15 protein-coding genes are annotated in these 16,617 nt (G+C 68.5%); 10 read left to right on the top strand and 5 right to left on the bottom strand.

Annotation, left to right across the window (positions count from 1 at the left end; all coding sequences use genetic code 11):
* The first annotated feature begins 16 nt into the window (after positions 1-16).
* The 6 genes from G6N16_RS20690 to phaZ all read left to right on the top strand — a co-directional run bounded on the left by G6N16_RS20690 (position 17) and on the right by phaZ (position 8,073).
* Complete coding sequence (locus G6N16_RS20690; protein ID WP_083031693.1) at positions 17-1,480, top strand: class I adenylate-forming enzyme family protein; 1,464 nt, start codon at positions 17-19, stop codon at positions 1,478-1,480.
* Between the two features lie 53 nt (positions 1,481-1,533).
* A complete protein-coding gene (locus G6N16_RS20685; protein ID WP_083031692.1) occupies positions 1,534-3,324 on the top strand; it encodes a DUF3556 domain-containing protein in 1,791 nt (596 codons plus the stop codon).
* The gene (locus G6N16_RS20680; RefSeq protein ID WP_083031690.1) at positions 3,321-4,736 is read left to right on the top strand and encodes a phytoene desaturase family protein; all 1,416 of its coding nucleotides are present in this window, start codon (positions 3,321-3,323) and stop codon (positions 4,734-4,736) included. The genes G6N16_RS20685 and G6N16_RS20680 overlap by 4 nt, the downstream gene beginning before the upstream one ends.
* Positions 4,733-5,539 carry a 3-oxoacyl-ACP reductase family protein gene (locus G6N16_RS20675; RefSeq protein ID WP_083031689.1) on the top strand — a complete coding sequence of 269 codons (807 nt, stop codon included), beginning with the start codon at positions 4,733-4,735 and terminating at the stop codon, positions 5,537-5,539. The genes G6N16_RS20680 and G6N16_RS20675 overlap by 4 nt, the downstream gene beginning before the upstream one ends.
* A gap of 94 nt (positions 5,540-5,633) precedes the next feature.
* Entirely contained in the window at positions 5,634-7,274 is a 1,641-nt protein-coding gene (locus G6N16_RS20670) for a PHA/PHB synthase family protein (protein WP_083031704.1), read from the top strand.
* Positions 7,258-8,073, top strand: coding sequence for a poly(3-hydroxyalkanoate) depolymerase (gene phaZ, locus G6N16_RS20665; protein ID WP_083031687.1), 816 nt, complete (start codon positions 7,258-7,260; stop codon positions 8,071-8,073). Before G6N16_RS20670 ends, phaZ begins: the two co-directional genes overlap by 17 nt.
* A gap of 14 nt (positions 8,074-8,087) precedes the next feature.
* Here phaZ and G6N16_RS20660 read toward each other — a convergent pair whose 3' ends face one another.
* Positions 8,088-8,738 carry an MBL fold metallo-hydrolase gene (locus G6N16_RS20660; RefSeq protein ID WP_083031685.1) on the bottom strand — a complete coding sequence of 217 codons (651 nt, stop codon included), beginning with the start codon at positions 8,736-8,738 and terminating at the stop codon, positions 8,088-8,090.
* A gap of 76 nt (positions 8,739-8,814) precedes the next feature.
* On the opposite strand from G6N16_RS20660, the gene purS reads away from it, so the two are divergent.
* Positions 8,815-9,054: a phosphoribosylformylglycinamidine synthase subunit PurS gene (gene purS / locus G6N16_RS20655; RefSeq protein WP_083031684.1), complete on the top strand. Its 240-nt coding sequence runs from the start codon at positions 8,815-8,817 to the stop codon at positions 9,052-9,054.
* Complete coding sequence (purQ, locus tag G6N16_RS20650) at positions 9,051-9,728, top strand: phosphoribosylformylglycinamidine synthase subunit PurQ (RefSeq protein WP_083031682.1); 678 nt, start codon at positions 9,051-9,053, stop codon at positions 9,726-9,728. Before purS ends, purQ begins: the two co-directional genes overlap by 4 nt.
* Positions 9,729-9,736: 8 nt before the next feature.
* On the opposite strand, the gene G6N16_RS20645 is transcribed toward purQ, so the two are convergent.
* Complete coding sequence (locus G6N16_RS20645) at positions 9,737-10,534, bottom strand: family 1 encapsulin nanocompartment shell protein (protein WP_083031681.1); 798 nt, start codon at positions 10,532-10,534, stop codon at positions 9,737-9,739.
* Positions 10,531-11,520: a Dyp-type peroxidase gene (locus G6N16_RS20640; RefSeq protein ID WP_234805896.1), complete on the bottom strand. Its 990-nt coding sequence runs from the start codon at positions 11,518-11,520 to the stop codon at positions 10,531-10,533. The genes G6N16_RS20645 and G6N16_RS20640 overlap by 4 nt, the downstream gene beginning before the upstream one ends.
* 52 nt (positions 11,521-11,572) lie before the next feature.
* Here G6N16_RS20640 and G6N16_RS21895 point away from each other — a divergent pair, with 52 nt between their 5' ends.
* Positions 11,573-13,027, top strand: a complete 1,455-nt coding sequence (locus G6N16_RS21895; protein ID WP_234805895.1) for a M18 family aminopeptidase — start codon at positions 11,573-11,575, stop codon at positions 13,025-13,027.
* Here G6N16_RS21895 and G6N16_RS21630 read toward each other — a convergent pair.
* Complete coding sequence (locus tag G6N16_RS21630) at positions 13,024-13,608, bottom strand: LGFP repeat-containing protein (RefSeq protein WP_179961223.1); 585 nt, start codon at positions 13,606-13,608, stop codon at positions 13,024-13,026. The two genes, G6N16_RS21895 and G6N16_RS21630, sit on opposite strands and share 4 nt — an antisense overlap.
* A gap of 133 nt (positions 13,609-13,741) precedes the next feature.
* Between G6N16_RS21630 and purL the strand changes: the two genes are divergently transcribed.
* Positions 13,742-16,069 (top strand): phosphoribosylformylglycinamidine synthase subunit PurL, encoded by a 2,328-nt coding sequence (gene purL, locus G6N16_RS20620; protein WP_083031679.1) that lies wholly within the window; start codon positions 13,742-13,744, stop codon positions 16,067-16,069.
* A gap of 204 nt (positions 16,070-16,273) precedes the next feature.
* Here the strand turns inward: purL and G6N16_RS20615 are convergent, their stop codons facing one another.
* On the bottom strand, positions 16,274-16,597 hold the full coding sequence (locus tag G6N16_RS20615) for a hypothetical protein (RefSeq protein ID WP_133052955.1): 324 nt from the start codon (positions 16,595-16,597) through the stop codon (positions 16,274-16,276).
* Between the last annotated feature and the right edge of the window lie 20 nt (positions 16,598-16,617).

The raw sequence follows: 16,617 nt of genomic DNA, 5'->3' as shown, positions 1-16,617 counted from the left end.
GCTTCGGGAGCGAATCGTGAACCTGGCACTTCTGACAGATCGGCTGGCCGAGCAGAATCCGACGGCGTCGGCCATTTCAGGCGACGCCGTGGAGTACTCCCGGGCCGGTCTGCGCGACGCCGTGGCGCTGGCCGCCTCTCGGCTGCAGGAGGCGGGGGTGTCCGCCGGGGACGTGGTGGCGGTGATGTTGCCGAACACGGCGAGTTTCGTGGTCGCGATGTTCGCCGCATGGCGGCTCGGTGCCGCGGTGACCCCGATCAACCCGACGATGACCGGCGCGGAGGTCGGCTACCAGATCGCCGACGCCGGTGCGGGTGTGCTGATCAGCGAGGCGGTGCCCGACTACGAGGTGTCCTCGCCGGTGGTTTTGACGCCCGCCGACCTGGCGGCCGGGGCGGTCACCGTGGGTGGGGCCACCGAGGTGCCCGACGACGCGCTGGCGCTGCTGATCTACACCAGCGGGACCACGGGCAGGCCCAAGGGCGTGATGCTCGACCACGCGAACCTGGCCGCCATGTGCTCCGTGCTGGTGGACAACTTCGAACTGACCGAGCGCGATCGCAGCCTGCTGATCCTGCCGCTGTTCCACGTCAACGGGATCGTCATCGGCACACTCTCGCCGCTGCTCGCCGGGGGCAGTGCCGTCATCGCCGGCCGGTTCAGCCCGAAGTCGTTCTTCGACCGGCTCGAAGACGCCCGCCCGACGTACTTCTCGGCCGTTCCCGCGATCTACACCATGCTCGCCGATCTGCCGACGGACGTGGCGCCGGACACCTCGTCGGTGCGATTCGGCATCTGCGGTGCTGCTCCGGCGAGCGTCGAACTGCTGGAGAAGTTCCAGGGCCGGTACGGCATTCCGCTCATCGAGGGCTACGGGCTGTCCGAGGGCACCTGTGTCAGCTTCGCCAACCCGTTGCACGGAATCCGCAAGCAGGGTTCGGTGGGGCTGCCGCTGGCCGGGCAATCGGTCCGCATCGTCGACGCCGGCGGCGCCGAGGTGCCGGCCGGCGAGTCCGGCGAGGTTCTGATCAAGGGCGCCAACGTGATGCGCGGCTACCTCAACCGGCCCGAGGAGACCGAACGCACCGTCGTCGACGGCTGGCTGCACACCGGTGACGTGGGCCGCCTCGACGACGACGGCTACCTGTACCTGGTGGACCGGGCCAAGGACATGATCATCCGGGGTGGCGAGAACATCTACCCCAAGGAGATCGAGGCCGTCGTCTACCAGCTACCCGAGATCGCCGAGGCCGCCGTGGTGGGTCGCCCGCACCAGGTCCTCGGCGAGGAGCCCGTCCTGTTCGTGTCACTGAACTCCGGGGCCGAGCTGAGCCCTGACGCCATCGCCGAACATCTGCGCGCGGTGCTGTCGAAATTCAAACACCCCGCCCAGATCACCATTCTCGACGACCTGCCCAAGAACCCCGTCGGCAAGATCCACAAGCCGCGTCTTCGCGAGCGTGTCGCCGAAAACCGCTGACCGTCAAAGATATTCAGTTTAAACACCGTCCCATTCAGTAGGAGGAACCGATCATGGGATTCAAAACACCGACGTTGCCCGACGTCGAACCCGAGAGTTTTCTCCGGAAACCGTTGCTGGAGCGGCTCCAGATCCTGTCCACCGACTGGGCGGAGAACGGCTTCGGATCACCGAAGCTGTTCCACACGATCTACATCGTGAAGATCGTGGTGCTGTATGCGATCGGCGGCCTGGTGATTGCCACGACGACGTCACAGCTGCCCGCCTTCTGGCACCCGATGGAGTGGTGGAACCAGCCGATCATCTACCAGAAGCTGGTCCTCTGGACGGTGCTGCTCGAATCGATCGGCATCGCCGGGTCGTGGGGCCCGCTGGCCGGCAAGATCAAGCCGATGACCGGCGGGATCCTGTTCTGGGCCAAGCCGGGCACCATCCGGCTACGGCCCTGGACCTGGGTGCCGGGTACCGCCGGGGATCGGCGCAACGTGCTGGACGTCACGCTGTACCTGGCGCTGCTGGTCTCACTGGTGGTGGCGCTGGCCTTCTCGGGCATCCACCACGCCGACATGGACCAGTCGATGGCCCAACTGGGAATCTCGTTGAACGCCGGCCTGGTGAACCCGTCGCTGCTGATCGCACCCATCGCGCTGCTCATCCTCAACGGATTGCGGGACAAGACGATCTTCCTGGGTGCCCGCGGTGAGCAGTACCTGCCTGCGCTGATCATCTTCTCCATCTTCCCGTTCGTGAACATGATCATCGCGCTGAAGATGCTGATCGTCGTGGTGTGGGTGGGCGCCGGCTTCTCCAAGTTCGGCAAGCACTTCTCCAACGTCATCCCGCCGATGGTGTCCAACACCCCGTACCTGCCGAAGTTCGTCAAGCGCATGCACTACAAGGACTTCCCGCGTGATCTGCGGCCGTCCCGGGTGGCCGACTTCATGGCGCACGTCAACGGAACGTTCGTGGAGATCGCGGCGCCGCTGCTGCTGTTCTTCTCGCCGAACTGGACGGTGACGGTTATCGCGGCCATCTTCATGCTCTGCTTCCACCTGTTCATCATCTCCACCTTCCCGCTCGCCGTGCCGCTGGAGTGGAACGTTATGTTCGCCTACACCACGGTGTTCCTGTTCCTGGGCTTCCCCAACGACAAAGGCTTCGCCCCGTGGGACATGACTCCCTGGTGGTTGGTGCTGGTGGTGGCCGCGGCGATGCTGTTCTTCCCGGTGCTGGGTAACCTGCGCCCGGACAAGATCTCCTTCCTGGTATCGCTGCGCCAGTACGCCGGCAACTGGGCCAGCGCGGTGTGGACCTTCACCCCGGGTGCCGAGGCAAAGCTCAACAAGCTGACCCGGTCGGCGCCCAACCAGATCGACCAGTTCATCGCCGCCGGTTTCGATCCCGGCTGGGCGGAGGTCAGCCTGCAACGCACCATCGGCTGGCGCAGCATGCACAGCCAGGCGCGCGGCCTGTTCTCCCTGCTGACCAGTCGGCTGCCCGATATCGATACCCGGACGGTCCGCGAAGGTGAGTTCCTCTGCAACTCGATCATGGGCTTCAACTTCGGCGAGGGTCACCTGCACGACGTGAACATGATCAAGGCGGTGCAGGACGAGGCGCAGTTCGCCCCGGGTGAGTGCGTGATCGCCTGGGTCGAGTCCGAGGCCTTCGGCAGCGGTATCCAGCGTTACAAGCTCATCGACGCGGCCCTCGGTGTGATCGAAGAGGGCACGTGGAACGTTGCCGATGCGGTCAAGGAGCAGCCCTGGCTGCCCAACGGCCCGATCCCGCTGAACGTCACCTGGACCCGCGGCGCGAAGTTGGGGCACGGAGCCAACGCATGAGTACCGCGGTGGTGGTCGGCGCCGGGCCCAACGGGCTCGCCGCCGCCATCGCGCTGGCCGCCGAGGGCGTCGAGGTCACGGTTCTGGAGGCGGCGGAGGTGATCGGCGGTGGCGTTCGTTCCAGCGAGCCGATCATGCCGGGCCTGGTGTTCGACAACTGCGCCGCCATCCACGTGATGCCGGCCGGCTCGAAGTTCCTCGCCGGTCTCGGGCTGGACCGCTACGGACTGCAGTGGGCGCTGCCCGAGATCGACATGGTCCACCCGCTGGACAACGGTAGCGCCGGCGTGCTGCACCGGTCGGTCGAGGAGACCGCCGACGGCATGGGCTCCGACGGCCCCCGGTGGTTGCGGATGTTCGGCTATCCGTCGCGCCGGTTCGACTTGCTTGCCGACGACATCATGGGCCCGCTGCTGCGGGCGCCGCACCACCCGCTGGTGTTGGCCCGGTTCGGCGCCCCCACGGTGCTTCCCGCCTCGACCCTGGCCCGGGTGTTCCGCACGCCGGAGGCCCGTGCCGTCTTCGGAGGTGTTGCTGCCCATACCTTCCGGCCGCTGCACTACCCGTTGACCTCTGCCATCGGTGTCGGCATCCTCACCGCCGGCCATCACAACGGCTGGCCGGTCGCCGCCGGCGGATCCCAGGCGATCACCGATGCGATGGCCGGGCTGCTGGACAACCTGGGCGTCAAGATCGAGACCGGGGTTCGGGTCACCTCGGCCGAGCAGTTGCCGCCCGCCGACATCACCATGTTCGACCTCTCGCCGACCGCGGTCGCCGAAATCCTCGGCGACCGGCTGCCCGGGCGGGTGTCCCGGGCGTTCGGCCGATTCCGCTACGGGCCGGGAGCGTTCAAGGTGGACTTCGCCGTCCAGGGAGGGGTGCCGTGGACGAATGAGGCGGCCCGCCGTGCGGGCACCCTGCACCTGGCCGGCGAATACGCCGAGCTGGCCGCCACCGAGCGCGATATCCACGCCGGCCGGATGCCGGAGCGTCCGTTCGTGCTGGCCTTCCAGCAGTACCTGGCGGACCCGCAGCGCAGCGTCGGTGACATCCACCCGGTGTCGGCCTACGCGCACGTGCCCAACGGGTACGCCGGGGACGCGACCGAAGCCATCACCGCCCAGATCGAGCGGTTCGCGCCCGGGTTCCGGGACCGGATCGTCGGCCAGGCGGTTCGGTCGACCACCGAAATGTCGCGCTACAACTCCAATTACGTGGGTGGCGACATCAACACCGGAGCCAAGGACATCCGCCAGCTGGTGTTCGGGCCGCGCACCACGCTATCGCCCTACAGCTTGGGCGGCAACGGCATGTACATCTGTTCGGCGGCCACCCCGCCGGGACCCGGCGCGCACGGCATGTGTGGCGCCAACGCGGCGAAAATCGCCCTCAAGAAACTGCGGAGATGACGATGAAGACGGACAAACTGGCCGGCCGCGTGGCATTCGTCACCGGCGGAACCCGCGGCATCGGCGCCGCCATCGCGACCAGCCTGGCCTCCCAGGGCGCCAGCGTCGCCGTCGGGCACAGCCGGCAGAGCGTCGACGCCGACCGGTTCCTCGACGAGCTCAACAGGATCTGCGCGACCCACGGGGCCAAGGCCTCGATGCACCTGGGCAACGTCGGTTCCCCCGATGACTGCCGCCGCACGGTGGACGAGGTGATCGACACCCACACCCGGCTGGACATCCTGGTCAACAACGCCGGCATCACCAGCGACAAGCCGGTCGTCTCGATGACGGACGAGGACTGGCACAACGTCCTCGCGGTGAACCTGTCCGGGGCGTTCTTCATCTCGCAGGCTGCGCTCAAGCACATGCTGGAGCGCGGCACCGGACGGATCATCAACGTGTCCTCGGTGGTCGGCGAGACCGGCAACATCGGCCAGGCCAACTATGCATCGTCGAAGTCCGGGCTGTTCGGCCTCACCAAGACCCTGGCCCGGGAATCCTCCTTCCAGCTGGCCAAATCCGGTAAACAGCATGAGGATTCGATCGGCATCACGGTGAACACCGTGACGCCGGGACTGGTCGCGACCGACATGGCGGCGGCCATCCCGCCGAAGGCGCTGGAGCGGCTCAAGGCGCAGATTCCCGCCGGCCGCCTCGGCCACCCGGACGAGATCGCTCGGGTGGTGCACTTCCTCGCCGCCGACGCCTCCTCCTACATCACCGGCCAGGTGTGGAGCGTCAACGGAGGCTACGACATGTGATTGCCGACATCTGACCGAAAATCCCTCCGCGAGAATTGGATTGATTGTGACTGGGGAGAACACGGCCGCCGAAGAGGTGGCTGCACCACTGGACATGCTGCTGATCCGGTCCGCCACCGGCTTCGGCCGGCGGATGGTCCCCAACGGCGCCTGGGTGCGCACCGCGGGCAACCTGATCAAACGCCCCGGCACGGTGGCCAGCCGGGTCGGTGCGCTGGTCGGCGAGTTGACCGATATCGCACTGGGCGCCTCCGACCGGGCGCCGGGGCGAGCGGACAAACGGTTCGCCGACCCGGCCTGGAGCCAGAACCCGGTGCTGCAGCGGGTCATGCAAACCTATCTGGCGACCTCCGAGACCGCACAGCACCTGCTCGACGACGCGGAACTGGACTGGCGCGATCGCGAACAGATGCAGTTCGTCATCGACAACGTCGTCGAGGGTGGATCGCCGTCCAACAACATCCTGCTGAGCCCGCTGGGCTGGAAGGCCATGATCGACACCGGTGGCCTCAGCGCGGTGCGGGGAGCGCGGAACTTTGTGCGTGACATGCGATCCGCGCCCAGGGTGCCCGCCATGGTCGACGCCAACGCGTTCGCCGTGGGTGACAGCCTGGCGGTCACCCCGGGGTCCGTCGTGCTCAAAACCCGGGTGTTCGAGTTGATCCAGTACGCACCGGCGACCCCGACCGTCACCACGGTCCCGCTGCTGGTGATCCCGCCGGTGATCAACAAGTACTACGTGCTGGACTTGGCTCCGCACCGCAGCCTGATGGAATACCTGGTGTCGCAGGGGATCCAGCCGTTCGTCCTGTCCTGGCGCAATCCGCACAAACGGCACCGGGACTGGGGCTTCGACACCTACGGCGGTTCGATGATCGAGGCGATGGACGCGATCGGTGACATCACCGGTTCCGACCGTGTGCACCTGCTGGGCACCTGCTCGGGCGGCATGCTCGCCTCGATGGTGGCCGCGCACCTGACCGCCATCGGCCAGGGTGAGCGGCTGGCCAGCCTGGCGCTGGCAGTCACGGTGCTCGACCAGTCCAAGGCCGGGTTCGCCGCGGCCGCGCTCGATGAGAAGTCGGGGCAGGCGGCGATCCGCAAGTCCGCGCGCAAGGGCTACCTCGACGGGGCCGCCCTGGCCGAGGTGTTCGCCTGGCTGCGGCCCACCGACCTGGTCTGGCGATACTGGGTCAACAACTACATCCAGGGCCGGGACCCGGCGGCGTTCGACGTCCTCTACTGGAATGCAGACACCACCCGGATGACGGCCGCGCTGCACCGGGACATGGTCACCACCGGCATGACCAACGCGCTGGCCCATCCAGGTGCGGCGACCATGCTGGGCACCGAAGTCGACCTGTCCAAGGTGACCGCCGACATCTACGTCGTCGGCGGCGTCACCGACCACATCTGCCCCTGGCCGGCCACCTACCGCAGCTCCCGGCTGTTCGGCAGCGACGACGTGCGCTACGTGCTGTCCTCCAGCGGCCACATCGCCGCGATCGTCAACCCGCCGGGAAATCCCCGGGCGTCCTTCCGCTTCGGGCCCCCGGACTCCGAGAGTCACGAGGAGTGGGCCGAGTCGGCGGAGAAGGCCGCCGATTCCTGGTGGCCGGACTACGCGGCCTGGCTCAAGCAGCGCGGTGAGGACAAGGATGCTCCGGATTCGTTGGGCTCCAAGGCCTTTCCGGTCCGCTCGCCGGCGCCGGGGGAATATGTCCATGAGCACTGAGCGCGAATCGGTGCACACCCAGATGATCCCCGCCTACGGGCAGAGGATTCGGGTGGAATACCAACGCGGACAAGGGACACCGCTGGTGCTTTGCAACGGGATCGGTACCGCGCTGGAGGTGCTCGACCCGTTCGTCGACGCGCTGCCGGCCGACAAGCCGGTGCTGCGGTTCGACGTTCCGGGGGTCGGCGGATCGCCGACGTCGTTGTTGCCCTACGGAATACCGTATTTGGCGCTGGTGCTGGGCAGGGTGCTCAACGAACTGGGCATCGACCGGGTCGACATCCTCGGCCTGTCCTGGGGCGGCGCGCTGGCCCAGCAGTTCGCGTTCCAGAATCCGCGGCGCTGCCGGCGGCTGGTGCTGGTATCGACGGCCACCGGCGTCCTGATGGTGCCTGCCCGGCCGCACGTGTTGATGAAGATGGTCAGCCCGCGGCGTTTCCAGGATCCCGAATACGCCGCCGACATCGCCGCCGAGATCTACGGCGGGGCGGTGCGCAAGGACCCGGACCTGGTGGCCAGCCTGTTCCGCCGGCCGTCGTCGATGGGTTCGCGGCTGGGCTACGCCCACCAGCTCGCCGCCGGGGCGGTGTGGACCAGCCTCCACGCGCTGTGGGCGATCCGGCAGCCGACGCTGATCGTGGCGGGCCTCGACGACCCGATCATCCCGGTGATCAACGCCCGGGTGATGAACCGGCTGCTGCCGCGTTCCAAGCTGTACCTGCACTCCGGCGGGCACATCGACATCGTCGCCAACGCCGCCGAGCTCGCGCCGGTGATCGCCGATTTCACCCGGTAGCCGGCCGCGGCGGCTCAGAGCCCGACCGCGGTCTCCGGTGCCAGCACGCGGAAATCGGTGTCGCACATCTCGGTCAGACGGCCGTAGAAGATGCCCCGGGCATCCGGGGCGATGATGCCCTGGTGGATCGGCACGGCGTGCTCGGGCGCGACGGCCCGCAGGTAGTCGACCGCCTCGGAGATCTTCAGCCACGGCGCTGCGGCCGGGGTGGCCAGCACCCGCACCGGCTCGTCGGGCACGAACAGCGCGTCGCCCGGGTGCATCAGGGTGGCCGGGTGCTGGTCGTCGCCGACCAGATACGAGATGTTGTCGATCACCGGCAGCTCCGGGTGGATGACGGCGTGCCGGCCGCCGACGCCGCGCACCGACAGCCCACCGATCGCCAGCTCGTCGCCGACGTGCACCGCGCGCCACGGGTCCCCCAGCATCGCCGCAGTCATCGGGTCGGCGTACAGCGCCGCACCCGGGTTGGCCTCCACCAGCGCCGGCAGCCGGGCCGGGTCGGCGTGGTCGGGGTGTTGATGGGTGATCAGGATGGCGTCGAGTCCGGTGATGCCCTCGAAGCCGTGCGAGAAGTTGCCGGGGTCGAACAAGATCGTCGTGGAGCCCGCATCGCCGGGAAATCGCGCCAGCAGACAGGAGTGCCCGAAATGCGTCAGTTCCATGCCCGCGATTGTGCGCCGGTAGAGTGATCCGCGCACACCCCTGTGCGTAAACCCCGTCGAATTCAAGGAGCCGCGCGTGGCCCGGGTCGTTGTACACGTGATGCCCAAGACCGAGATCCTCGACCCGCAGGGTCAGGCAATCGTCGGCGCGCTCGGTCGCCTCGGCCACGCCGGGATCACCGACGTCCGCCAGGGCAAGCGCTTCGAGCTCGAGGTCGATGACAGCATCGGCGACGCCGAACTCGCCGAGATCGCCGAATCACTGCTGGCCAACACGGTGATCGAGGACTGGGTCGTGCTGCGGGACGAGCAATGAGCATCAAGATCGGCGTCATCACCTTCCCCGGCACCCTCGACGACGTCGACGCCGCCCGCGCCGCTCGGTTGGCCGGCGCCGAGGCGGTGCCGCTGTGGCACGGCGACGCCGACCTGCGGGGCGTCGACGCGGTGATCGTGCCCGGCGGATTCTCCTACGGCGACTATCTGCGGGCCGGGGCGATCGCGAAGTTCGCGCCGGTGATGGGCGAGGTCATCGCCGCCGCCGGGCGCGGCATGCCGGTGCTGGGCATCTGCAACGGCTTCCAGGTGCTGTGCGAGGCCGGGCTGCTGCCCGGCGCGCTGACCCGCAACGCCGGACTGCACTTCGTCTGCCGCGACATCTGGCTGCGGGTGGAGAACAACACCACCGCGTGGACCTCCCGCTACGACGCCGGCGCCGAGATCCTGATCCCGCTGAAATCCGGGGAGGGCCGCTACCAGGCCGCCCCGGAGGTGCTCGCCGAGCTGGAGGGCGACGGCCGGGTGGTGTTCCGCTACGTCGACAACGTCAACGGCTCGCTGGGCGACATCGCCGGGATCGCCTCGGCCAACGGCCGGGTCGTCGGCCTGATGCCGCACCCCGAGCACGCCACCGAGGCCCTGACCGGGCCCAGCGACGACGGACTCGGAATGTATTACTCGCTGCTCGACACCCTGCTCGCCGGGGTGTAGCCGGGCAGCTACACGGTCAGCGCGACCGACGCCTCCGCCGTGTAGCACAGGAACGTCATCGTCTCCTGCAGATACAGCGCGACGGTCTCGGCATCGTGGCTCAAGTAGCCGATGGACACGTCGGTGCCCAGCCGCAGGTCGAAATCGCCGCCGCGGGTGGACACCACGAACGCACCGTCGATGGCCGGCGCCCAGATGATCTCACCGTCGACCAGTCGGCGCAGGTGCTCGCGGATGGGATAGCCGTGCGCGGTCTCCTCACTGACCCGGGTGTACGCGTCGGCCGATAGCAGCACCGAATACGGGCCGTCGACGCCGGCCAGCCGCAGCTCGCTCAGCGCCCGGGCGATGACGTCGGGGAACTCGGCGGTGTCCTTCGGCAGGGCCAGCGCCGGGTTGGAACTGGACTTGCGGATGCCCTCGATGGAGGCCGCCGGGTAGCCCTCGAAGACGGCCCGATCCTCGACCACCGCCAGGGTGCGGGCCGCCTCCTTGACCGGATCCCAGTCGGAATCGGCGGCGCCGCGTTCGACGTCGTCGATGTCGGTGCGGTTCAACGTGAACGGCACCCGCAGCCGCACCAGTGGCTGCGCCTCGCGCAGGTGCGCGATAACCCCGTCCTGCGGTGCCGCGACATCACGCAGATGTCCGGTACCGATCGCCGCGGTGGTGGCGCCGCTGGGAGAACTCACGTCGACGACGCGCCGCCCGGCGATGTGGCGCTTGAACGTGCGCGCGGCTTCCTGTTCGATCTGTGCCCACGCCGCATCGGTGATCGGGGCCAGTTCGCGATAGAGATTGTTCATTGCGGTTGTCCTTTCAAACTGCCGATGGAGAGGGAGTCGCCGGTTGCCGCGCCGGGCAGCGGTGGGGGAGAAGCGAGGAAATCGACGGTGGGGACGAAGAACATGCCTCCGGTGTGCGCGGTGGAGAAGTCCAGGATCCGGTCGGTGTTGCCCACCGGTTCGCCGATGAACATCCGGCGCAGCATCCGCTCGGTGATATCCGGGTTGCCGGAATACGCGATGTAATAGGTGCCCGAATCGCCGTCGGCCAACGTCCCGAACGGCATGTTGGCCCGCACGATCTTCAGCTCGTTGCCGTCCTCGTCCTCGATGACGTTGACCGCGATGTGCGCGTTGGCCGGTTTGTCGGCGTCGGGGAACTCGATGTCCTCCAGCTTGGTCCGGCCGATCGCCTGTTCCTGCTCGGTTACGCTCAGCGCGTTCCAGGCATCCAGATTGTGGGTGTAGCGCTGCACATGGACATAGGAGCCGTCGGCGAACGCTGGATCGTCGTCGCCGATTCGCACGGTTTGGGCGGCCAGCTGCCCGGTCGGGTTCTCGGTGCCATCGACGAAGCCGAGCAGGTCCCGCATGTCGAAGTATTTGAAGCCGTGTACCTCGTCGGCGATGCTGACCGCGCCGGCCATCGATCCCAGCAGCCGAGAACCCAGCTCGAAGCAGACGTCGGCGGTGGCTCCCCTGATGTGCAGCAACAGATCACCCGGGGTCGACGGGGCGGTGTGCCGGTCGCCGGTCAGTGCGATGAACGGATGCAGCTTGGCCGGCTTCGGCCCGGAGAACAGCCGGTCCCAGGCGCGCGAACCGATCCCGGCGACCAGACTCAGGTTCGCCTGCGGGACACGGAAGGACAGCGCCGCAACCTGGTGGTCGAAGTCGGTCAGTGCTTCGTGGACAGTCGCCTCGCCGCCGTCGTTGATGGTCAGGACGAGGAAGATCGCGGCCGGGGTCAGCGGCGTCAAGATGGGCTGCGTGGTTGCGGACGTCACAATCAACGACCCTAGTCGCAGTCGGCGACCCGGGTTGCGATAAGGATTGGCTATGACCGACACCGCCGAGACCGTCATTGCGAACGCCGCCGGCCTGGCCGAATTCATCGACGCATCCCCGTCGCCGTATCACGCGTGCGAGACCGTGGCGCAACGGCTGCGGGCGGCGGGCTACACCGAGCTGGCCGAGGCGGATGCCTGGCCGTCCGATGTGCAGCGCTGCTTCCTCCGGCGGGCCGGATCGCTGATCGCCTGGAACGCCACCGGAACATCCGGCCGTGGCTTCCGGATGGTCGGCGCGCACACCGACAGCCCCAACCTGCGGGTCAAACAACACCCCGACCGGGTGGTCGCCGGCTGGCACCAGGTGGCGCTGGAGCCCTACGGCGGCGCGTGGCTGAACTCCTGGCTGGACCGCGACCTCGGCGTCTCCGGAATGATCGCCGTCATCGACGCGGGCGCACCCGGTGGCGTCGGGTACCGGCTGGTCCGCATCGACGAACCGTTGCTGCGGGTGCCGCAGCTGGCGATCCACCTGGCCGAGGACCGCTCCGCGGTGAAACTCGACCCGCAACGCCACGTGAATGCGGTGTGGGCCGGCAGTTCGGCGAGGCTCGGCGGAGGTGGCGCGAGCGGAGCGAGTACCGGCGGAGCCGAGGGGAAGCCGGGACTGCCGTTTGGATCCGGTGGTTCGGCGAGGCTCGGCGGAGGTGGCGTGAGCGGAGCGAGTGGCGGCGGAGCCGAGGGGAAGCCGGGACCGCCGTATGGACCCGGCGGTTCGGCACCGTTCGTGGACCACGTCGCCGCCGCCGCGGGCATCGACCCCGCGGACGTGCTGGGCTTCGAGCTGATGACCCACGACCTGACACCGTCGCGGGTGTGGGGCGACGGCGAGTTCCTGTCCGCGCCGCGGCTGGACAACCAGGCCAGCTGCTACGCGGGGCTGGCGGCGCTGCTGGCTGGGGAGCCGGGGGCCTACCTGCCGGTGTTGGCGTTGTTCGACCACGAGGAGGTCGGCTCGACGTCCGACCACGGCGCCGGCTCCGACCTGCTGATCACCACCCTGGAGCGCATCGTGGCCACCGAGGGCGGCGACCGTGCGGACTTCCTGCGCCGGCTGACCGTGTCGATGATCGCCTCCGCCGACATGGCGCACGCCACCCACCCCAACTACCCGGACCGGCACGAACCGGGCCACCCGATTGCCGTCAACGGCGGCCCGGTGCTCAAGGTGCAGCCGAACCTGCGGTACGCCACCGACGGGCGCACCGCTGCGGCTTTCGAGCTGGCCTGCCGGCGCGCCGGGGTGCCGCTACAGCGCTACGAGCACCGCGCCGACCTGCCGTGCGGGTCGACGATCGGCCCGATGACCGCCGCCCGCACCGGCATCCCGACGGTCGACGTGGGCGCCCCGCAGCTGGCCATGCACTCGGCACGGGAACTGATGGGCGCCCACGACGTTGCCGCCTATGCGGCGGCGCTGGGCGCGTTTCTGTCGCCCGATTAACCGCCGGCGACGACCGCCTGATCCGCACCCTCGGTCCAGGTGACCGTGCCGTGCTGGAAGGTGGTCTGCTTCTGGCCCTCGGCGTTGGTGGTCTCATCGCTGGTCGGGTAGCCCAGTTGACCCTGCGAGCCGCCCAGCTCGTTCCACTTGTCCCGGATCTTGCCCCACACCACGAAGGAGCCAGCCGAGCTGTTGATGATCACGCCGCCGTCGAACTGCTGGTAGACGCCGCCGTCGTCGTTCTTCTTCTGCTCGCCCAGCGGAGCGCCGAGGGCCGTCTTGGACTTCGCGTCCAGCGAGTTGTACTTCTCCAGAAGTACGCCCTCGACGGTGTACTCGACCCCGTCCTTGCCGGCGATCTTGGTCGGCTCCGGAGCGGCCAGGGCCGAGGACACCGCCGAGGTGGCCGATTCGGCGGCCGAGGACGCCACGGATCCGGCCGAGGACGCGATCGAGCTGGCCGAGCTCAGGGCCTCGTGGGCGCTGTCCTTGCTGCTGTTGTCGCAGCCCGCCGCAAACGCCGCGATACCGATTGCCGCGGTCGCCGCGCACGCGGCGGTTCGCTTTGCTGTTTTCTGCATGGATTGGTTCCCTTTCCATCCGGACCCTCCGGGGGCGAAGGGCCGACTATGGGTGTGTTCCCCAAAAACTGTAGAAATAACCAAGCGCCACCGGCCCGGATTGGCCGATTCGAATGCTCCTAGACTGTCTCTCGTGACGTCTGAAGCCGCCCCGTTCGATACCGTCGAGCGCGCCGCCGCCACCCCCGACCACCCGCAGCCCTACCGCGAACTGGGCCTCAAGGACGACGAATACCAGCGCATCCGGGAGATCCTGGGCCGCCGGCCCACCGACGCCGAGCTGGCCATGTATTCGGTGATGTGGAGCGAGCACTGCTCCTACAAGTCCTCCAAGGTTCACCTGCGCTACTTCGGCGAGACCACCACCGAGGAGATGAAGGCCGGCATGCTGGCCGGGATCGGCGAGAACGCGGGCGTCGTCGACATCGGCGACGGCTGGGCGGTCACCTTCAAGGTGGAATCGCACAACCACCCGTCGTACGTCGAGCCGTACCAGGGCGCGGCCACCGGCGTTGGCGGCATCGTCCGCGACATCATGGCGATGGGCGCCCGGCCGGTCGCGGTGATGGACCAGCTGCGCTTCGGCGCCGCCGACGCGCCCGACACCCGCCGGGTGGTCGACGGCGTGGTCCGCGGCATCGGCGGCTACGGCAACTCCCTGGGGCTGCCCAATATCGGCGGGGAGACCGTGTTCGACGCGTCCTACGCCGGCAACCCGCTGGTCAACGCGCTGTGCGTGGGTGTGCTGCGCACCGAGGACCTGCACCTGGCGTTCGCCTCGGGCACCGGCAACAAGATCATCCTGTTCGGCGCCCGCACCGGTTTGGACGGCATCGGCGGGGTGTCGGTGCTGGCGTCGGACACCTTCTCCGGTGACGAGGCCGGCTCCGGACACGAGGCCGAAGGCGGAGCTGGACCATCGAAACAGCGCAAGAAACTCCCCAGCGTGCAGGTCGGTGACCCGTTCACCGAGAAGGTGCTCATCGAGTGCTGCCTGGACCTCTACGCCGCGCACCTGGTGGTCGGCATTCAGGACCTCGGCGGCGCCGGGCTGTCGTGTGCCACCTCCGAACTCGCCTCGGCCGGCGACGGCGGCATGCACATCGAACTGGACAAGGTGCCGCTGCGCGCCAAGGACATGACGCCGGCCGAGGTGCTCTCCAGCGAATCGCAGGAGCGCATGTGCGCGGTGGTCACGCCGGAGAACGTCGAGAAGTTCATGGCCGTGTGCCGCAAATGGGACGTACTGGCCACCGTCATCGGCGAAGTCACCGACGGCGACCGGCTGGTCATCACCTTCGGCGGCGAGACCGTGGTGGACGTGCCGCCGCGCACCGTCGCCCACGAGGGCCCGGTGTACCAGCGGCCGGTCGTCCGCCCCGACAGCCAGGACGCGCTGATCGCCGACACCACGGCGAGGCTGCCGCGCCCGAAGAGCGGCGCCGAACTGCGTGACACCCTGCTGGCGATGCTGGCCAGCCCCGCGCTGTGCAGCCGGGCGTTCATCACCGAGCAGTACGACCGCTATGTGCGCGGCAATACGGTGCTCGCCGAACACGCCGACGGCGGGGTGCTGCGGGTCGACGAGGAGACCGGCCGCGGCGTCGCGATCTCCACCGACGCGTCCGGTCGCTACACCCAGCTCGACCCGTACGCCGGTGCGCAGCTGGCGCTTGCCGAGGCCTACCGTAACGTCGCCGTCACCGGCGCCACCCCGGTCGCCGTCACCAACTGCCTCAACTTCGGTTCGCCGGAGGACCCGGGCGTCATGTGGCAGTTCTCCCAGGCCGTGCGCGGACTCGCGGATGGTTGTGCGGCCCTGGGCATCCCGGTCACCGGCGGCAATGTCAGCTTTTACAACCAGACCGGTGCGACGCCGATCCTGCCGACCCCGGTGGTCGGTGTGCTCGGTGTGCTCGACGACGTGGCCCGGCGCATCCCGACCGGGCTGGGCACCGAACCCGGCGAGACGCTGCTGCTGCTCGGTGACACCCGCGACGAGCTCGACGGGTCGATCTGGGCGCAGGTGTCCGCCGGGCACCTCGGCGGGGTGCCGCCGCAGGTGGACCTGGACCGGGAGAAACTGCTGGCCGAGGTGCTGACCGCGGCGTCGCGCGACGGGCTGGTGTCCGCCGCCCATGACGTCAGCGAGGGCGGGCTGGCGCAGACCGTCGTCGAGGCCGCGCTGGCCGGGGAGACCGGGGTGCGCCTGGTGCTGCCCGAAGGGGCGGACCCGTTTGTGTGGCTGTTCTCCGAATCGGCCGGTCGGGTACTGGTGGCGGTGCCGCGCACCGAGGAGAGCCGGTTCGTCGCCATGTGCTCCGCGCGCGCGCTACCGTGCGCCCGGGTCGGCGTGGTCGACCAGGGCTCCGACGAGCTGGAGGTGCAGGGGCAGTTCAGCGTGCCGCTGGCGCAGCTGCGCGCGGTGTGGGAATCGACGCTGCCGAGGTTGTTCGGCTAACCGGGTTTGACGGCGATCATCTCGCCGAAAACCATGCAGAACACTCGTAGCCCGGGGAGCGACTCGGCGGTGCCTGGCTGGGGGCCTCCAGATGCTTATGCCTCCTGGGCAGATAGGTCGCCCGCGGGAACGGTAGGATTTCGACCCTGGCGACCAGGCATGTCCCGGCAAATAAGGGAATTCCCTTGTATCGGCGGCACCGACCTATGGCCCACGGTCCGGGCCGCGCCGGCCAAGGCGACCGTCAGGACGTGTGTCGACGGCTGCGGTGATACGTTCGGCGGGGACTCCGGCGCGTTGACAGACCTGGGCGACGATGTCGGCAGAGTCAGCGGTGACAACACCGAAGACGACTTGGTCGTCGGGCACGGTGAGGGTCAACAACAACTGCACCGGTGTGCGATCGGCAGACCACGACGCCATCACCTCATCAAGGGTGACGCGGCCGACCTCGAATCGGTCGGCAATGAGGTCGGGGCGGTACCACTCCACGAGAAAACACGGCACCCGCAGAGTCGGCACACCCATCTTTGAAATTTACGAGCTCG

Origin of the sequence: Mycolicibacterium insubricum (assembly GCF_010731615.1) — a bacterium.
Classification (GTDB): domain Bacteria; phylum Actinomycetota; class Actinomycetes; order Mycobacteriales; family Mycobacteriaceae; genus Mycobacterium; species Mycobacterium insubricum.
This window is presented reverse-complemented; position numbering and strand designations above follow the sequence as displayed.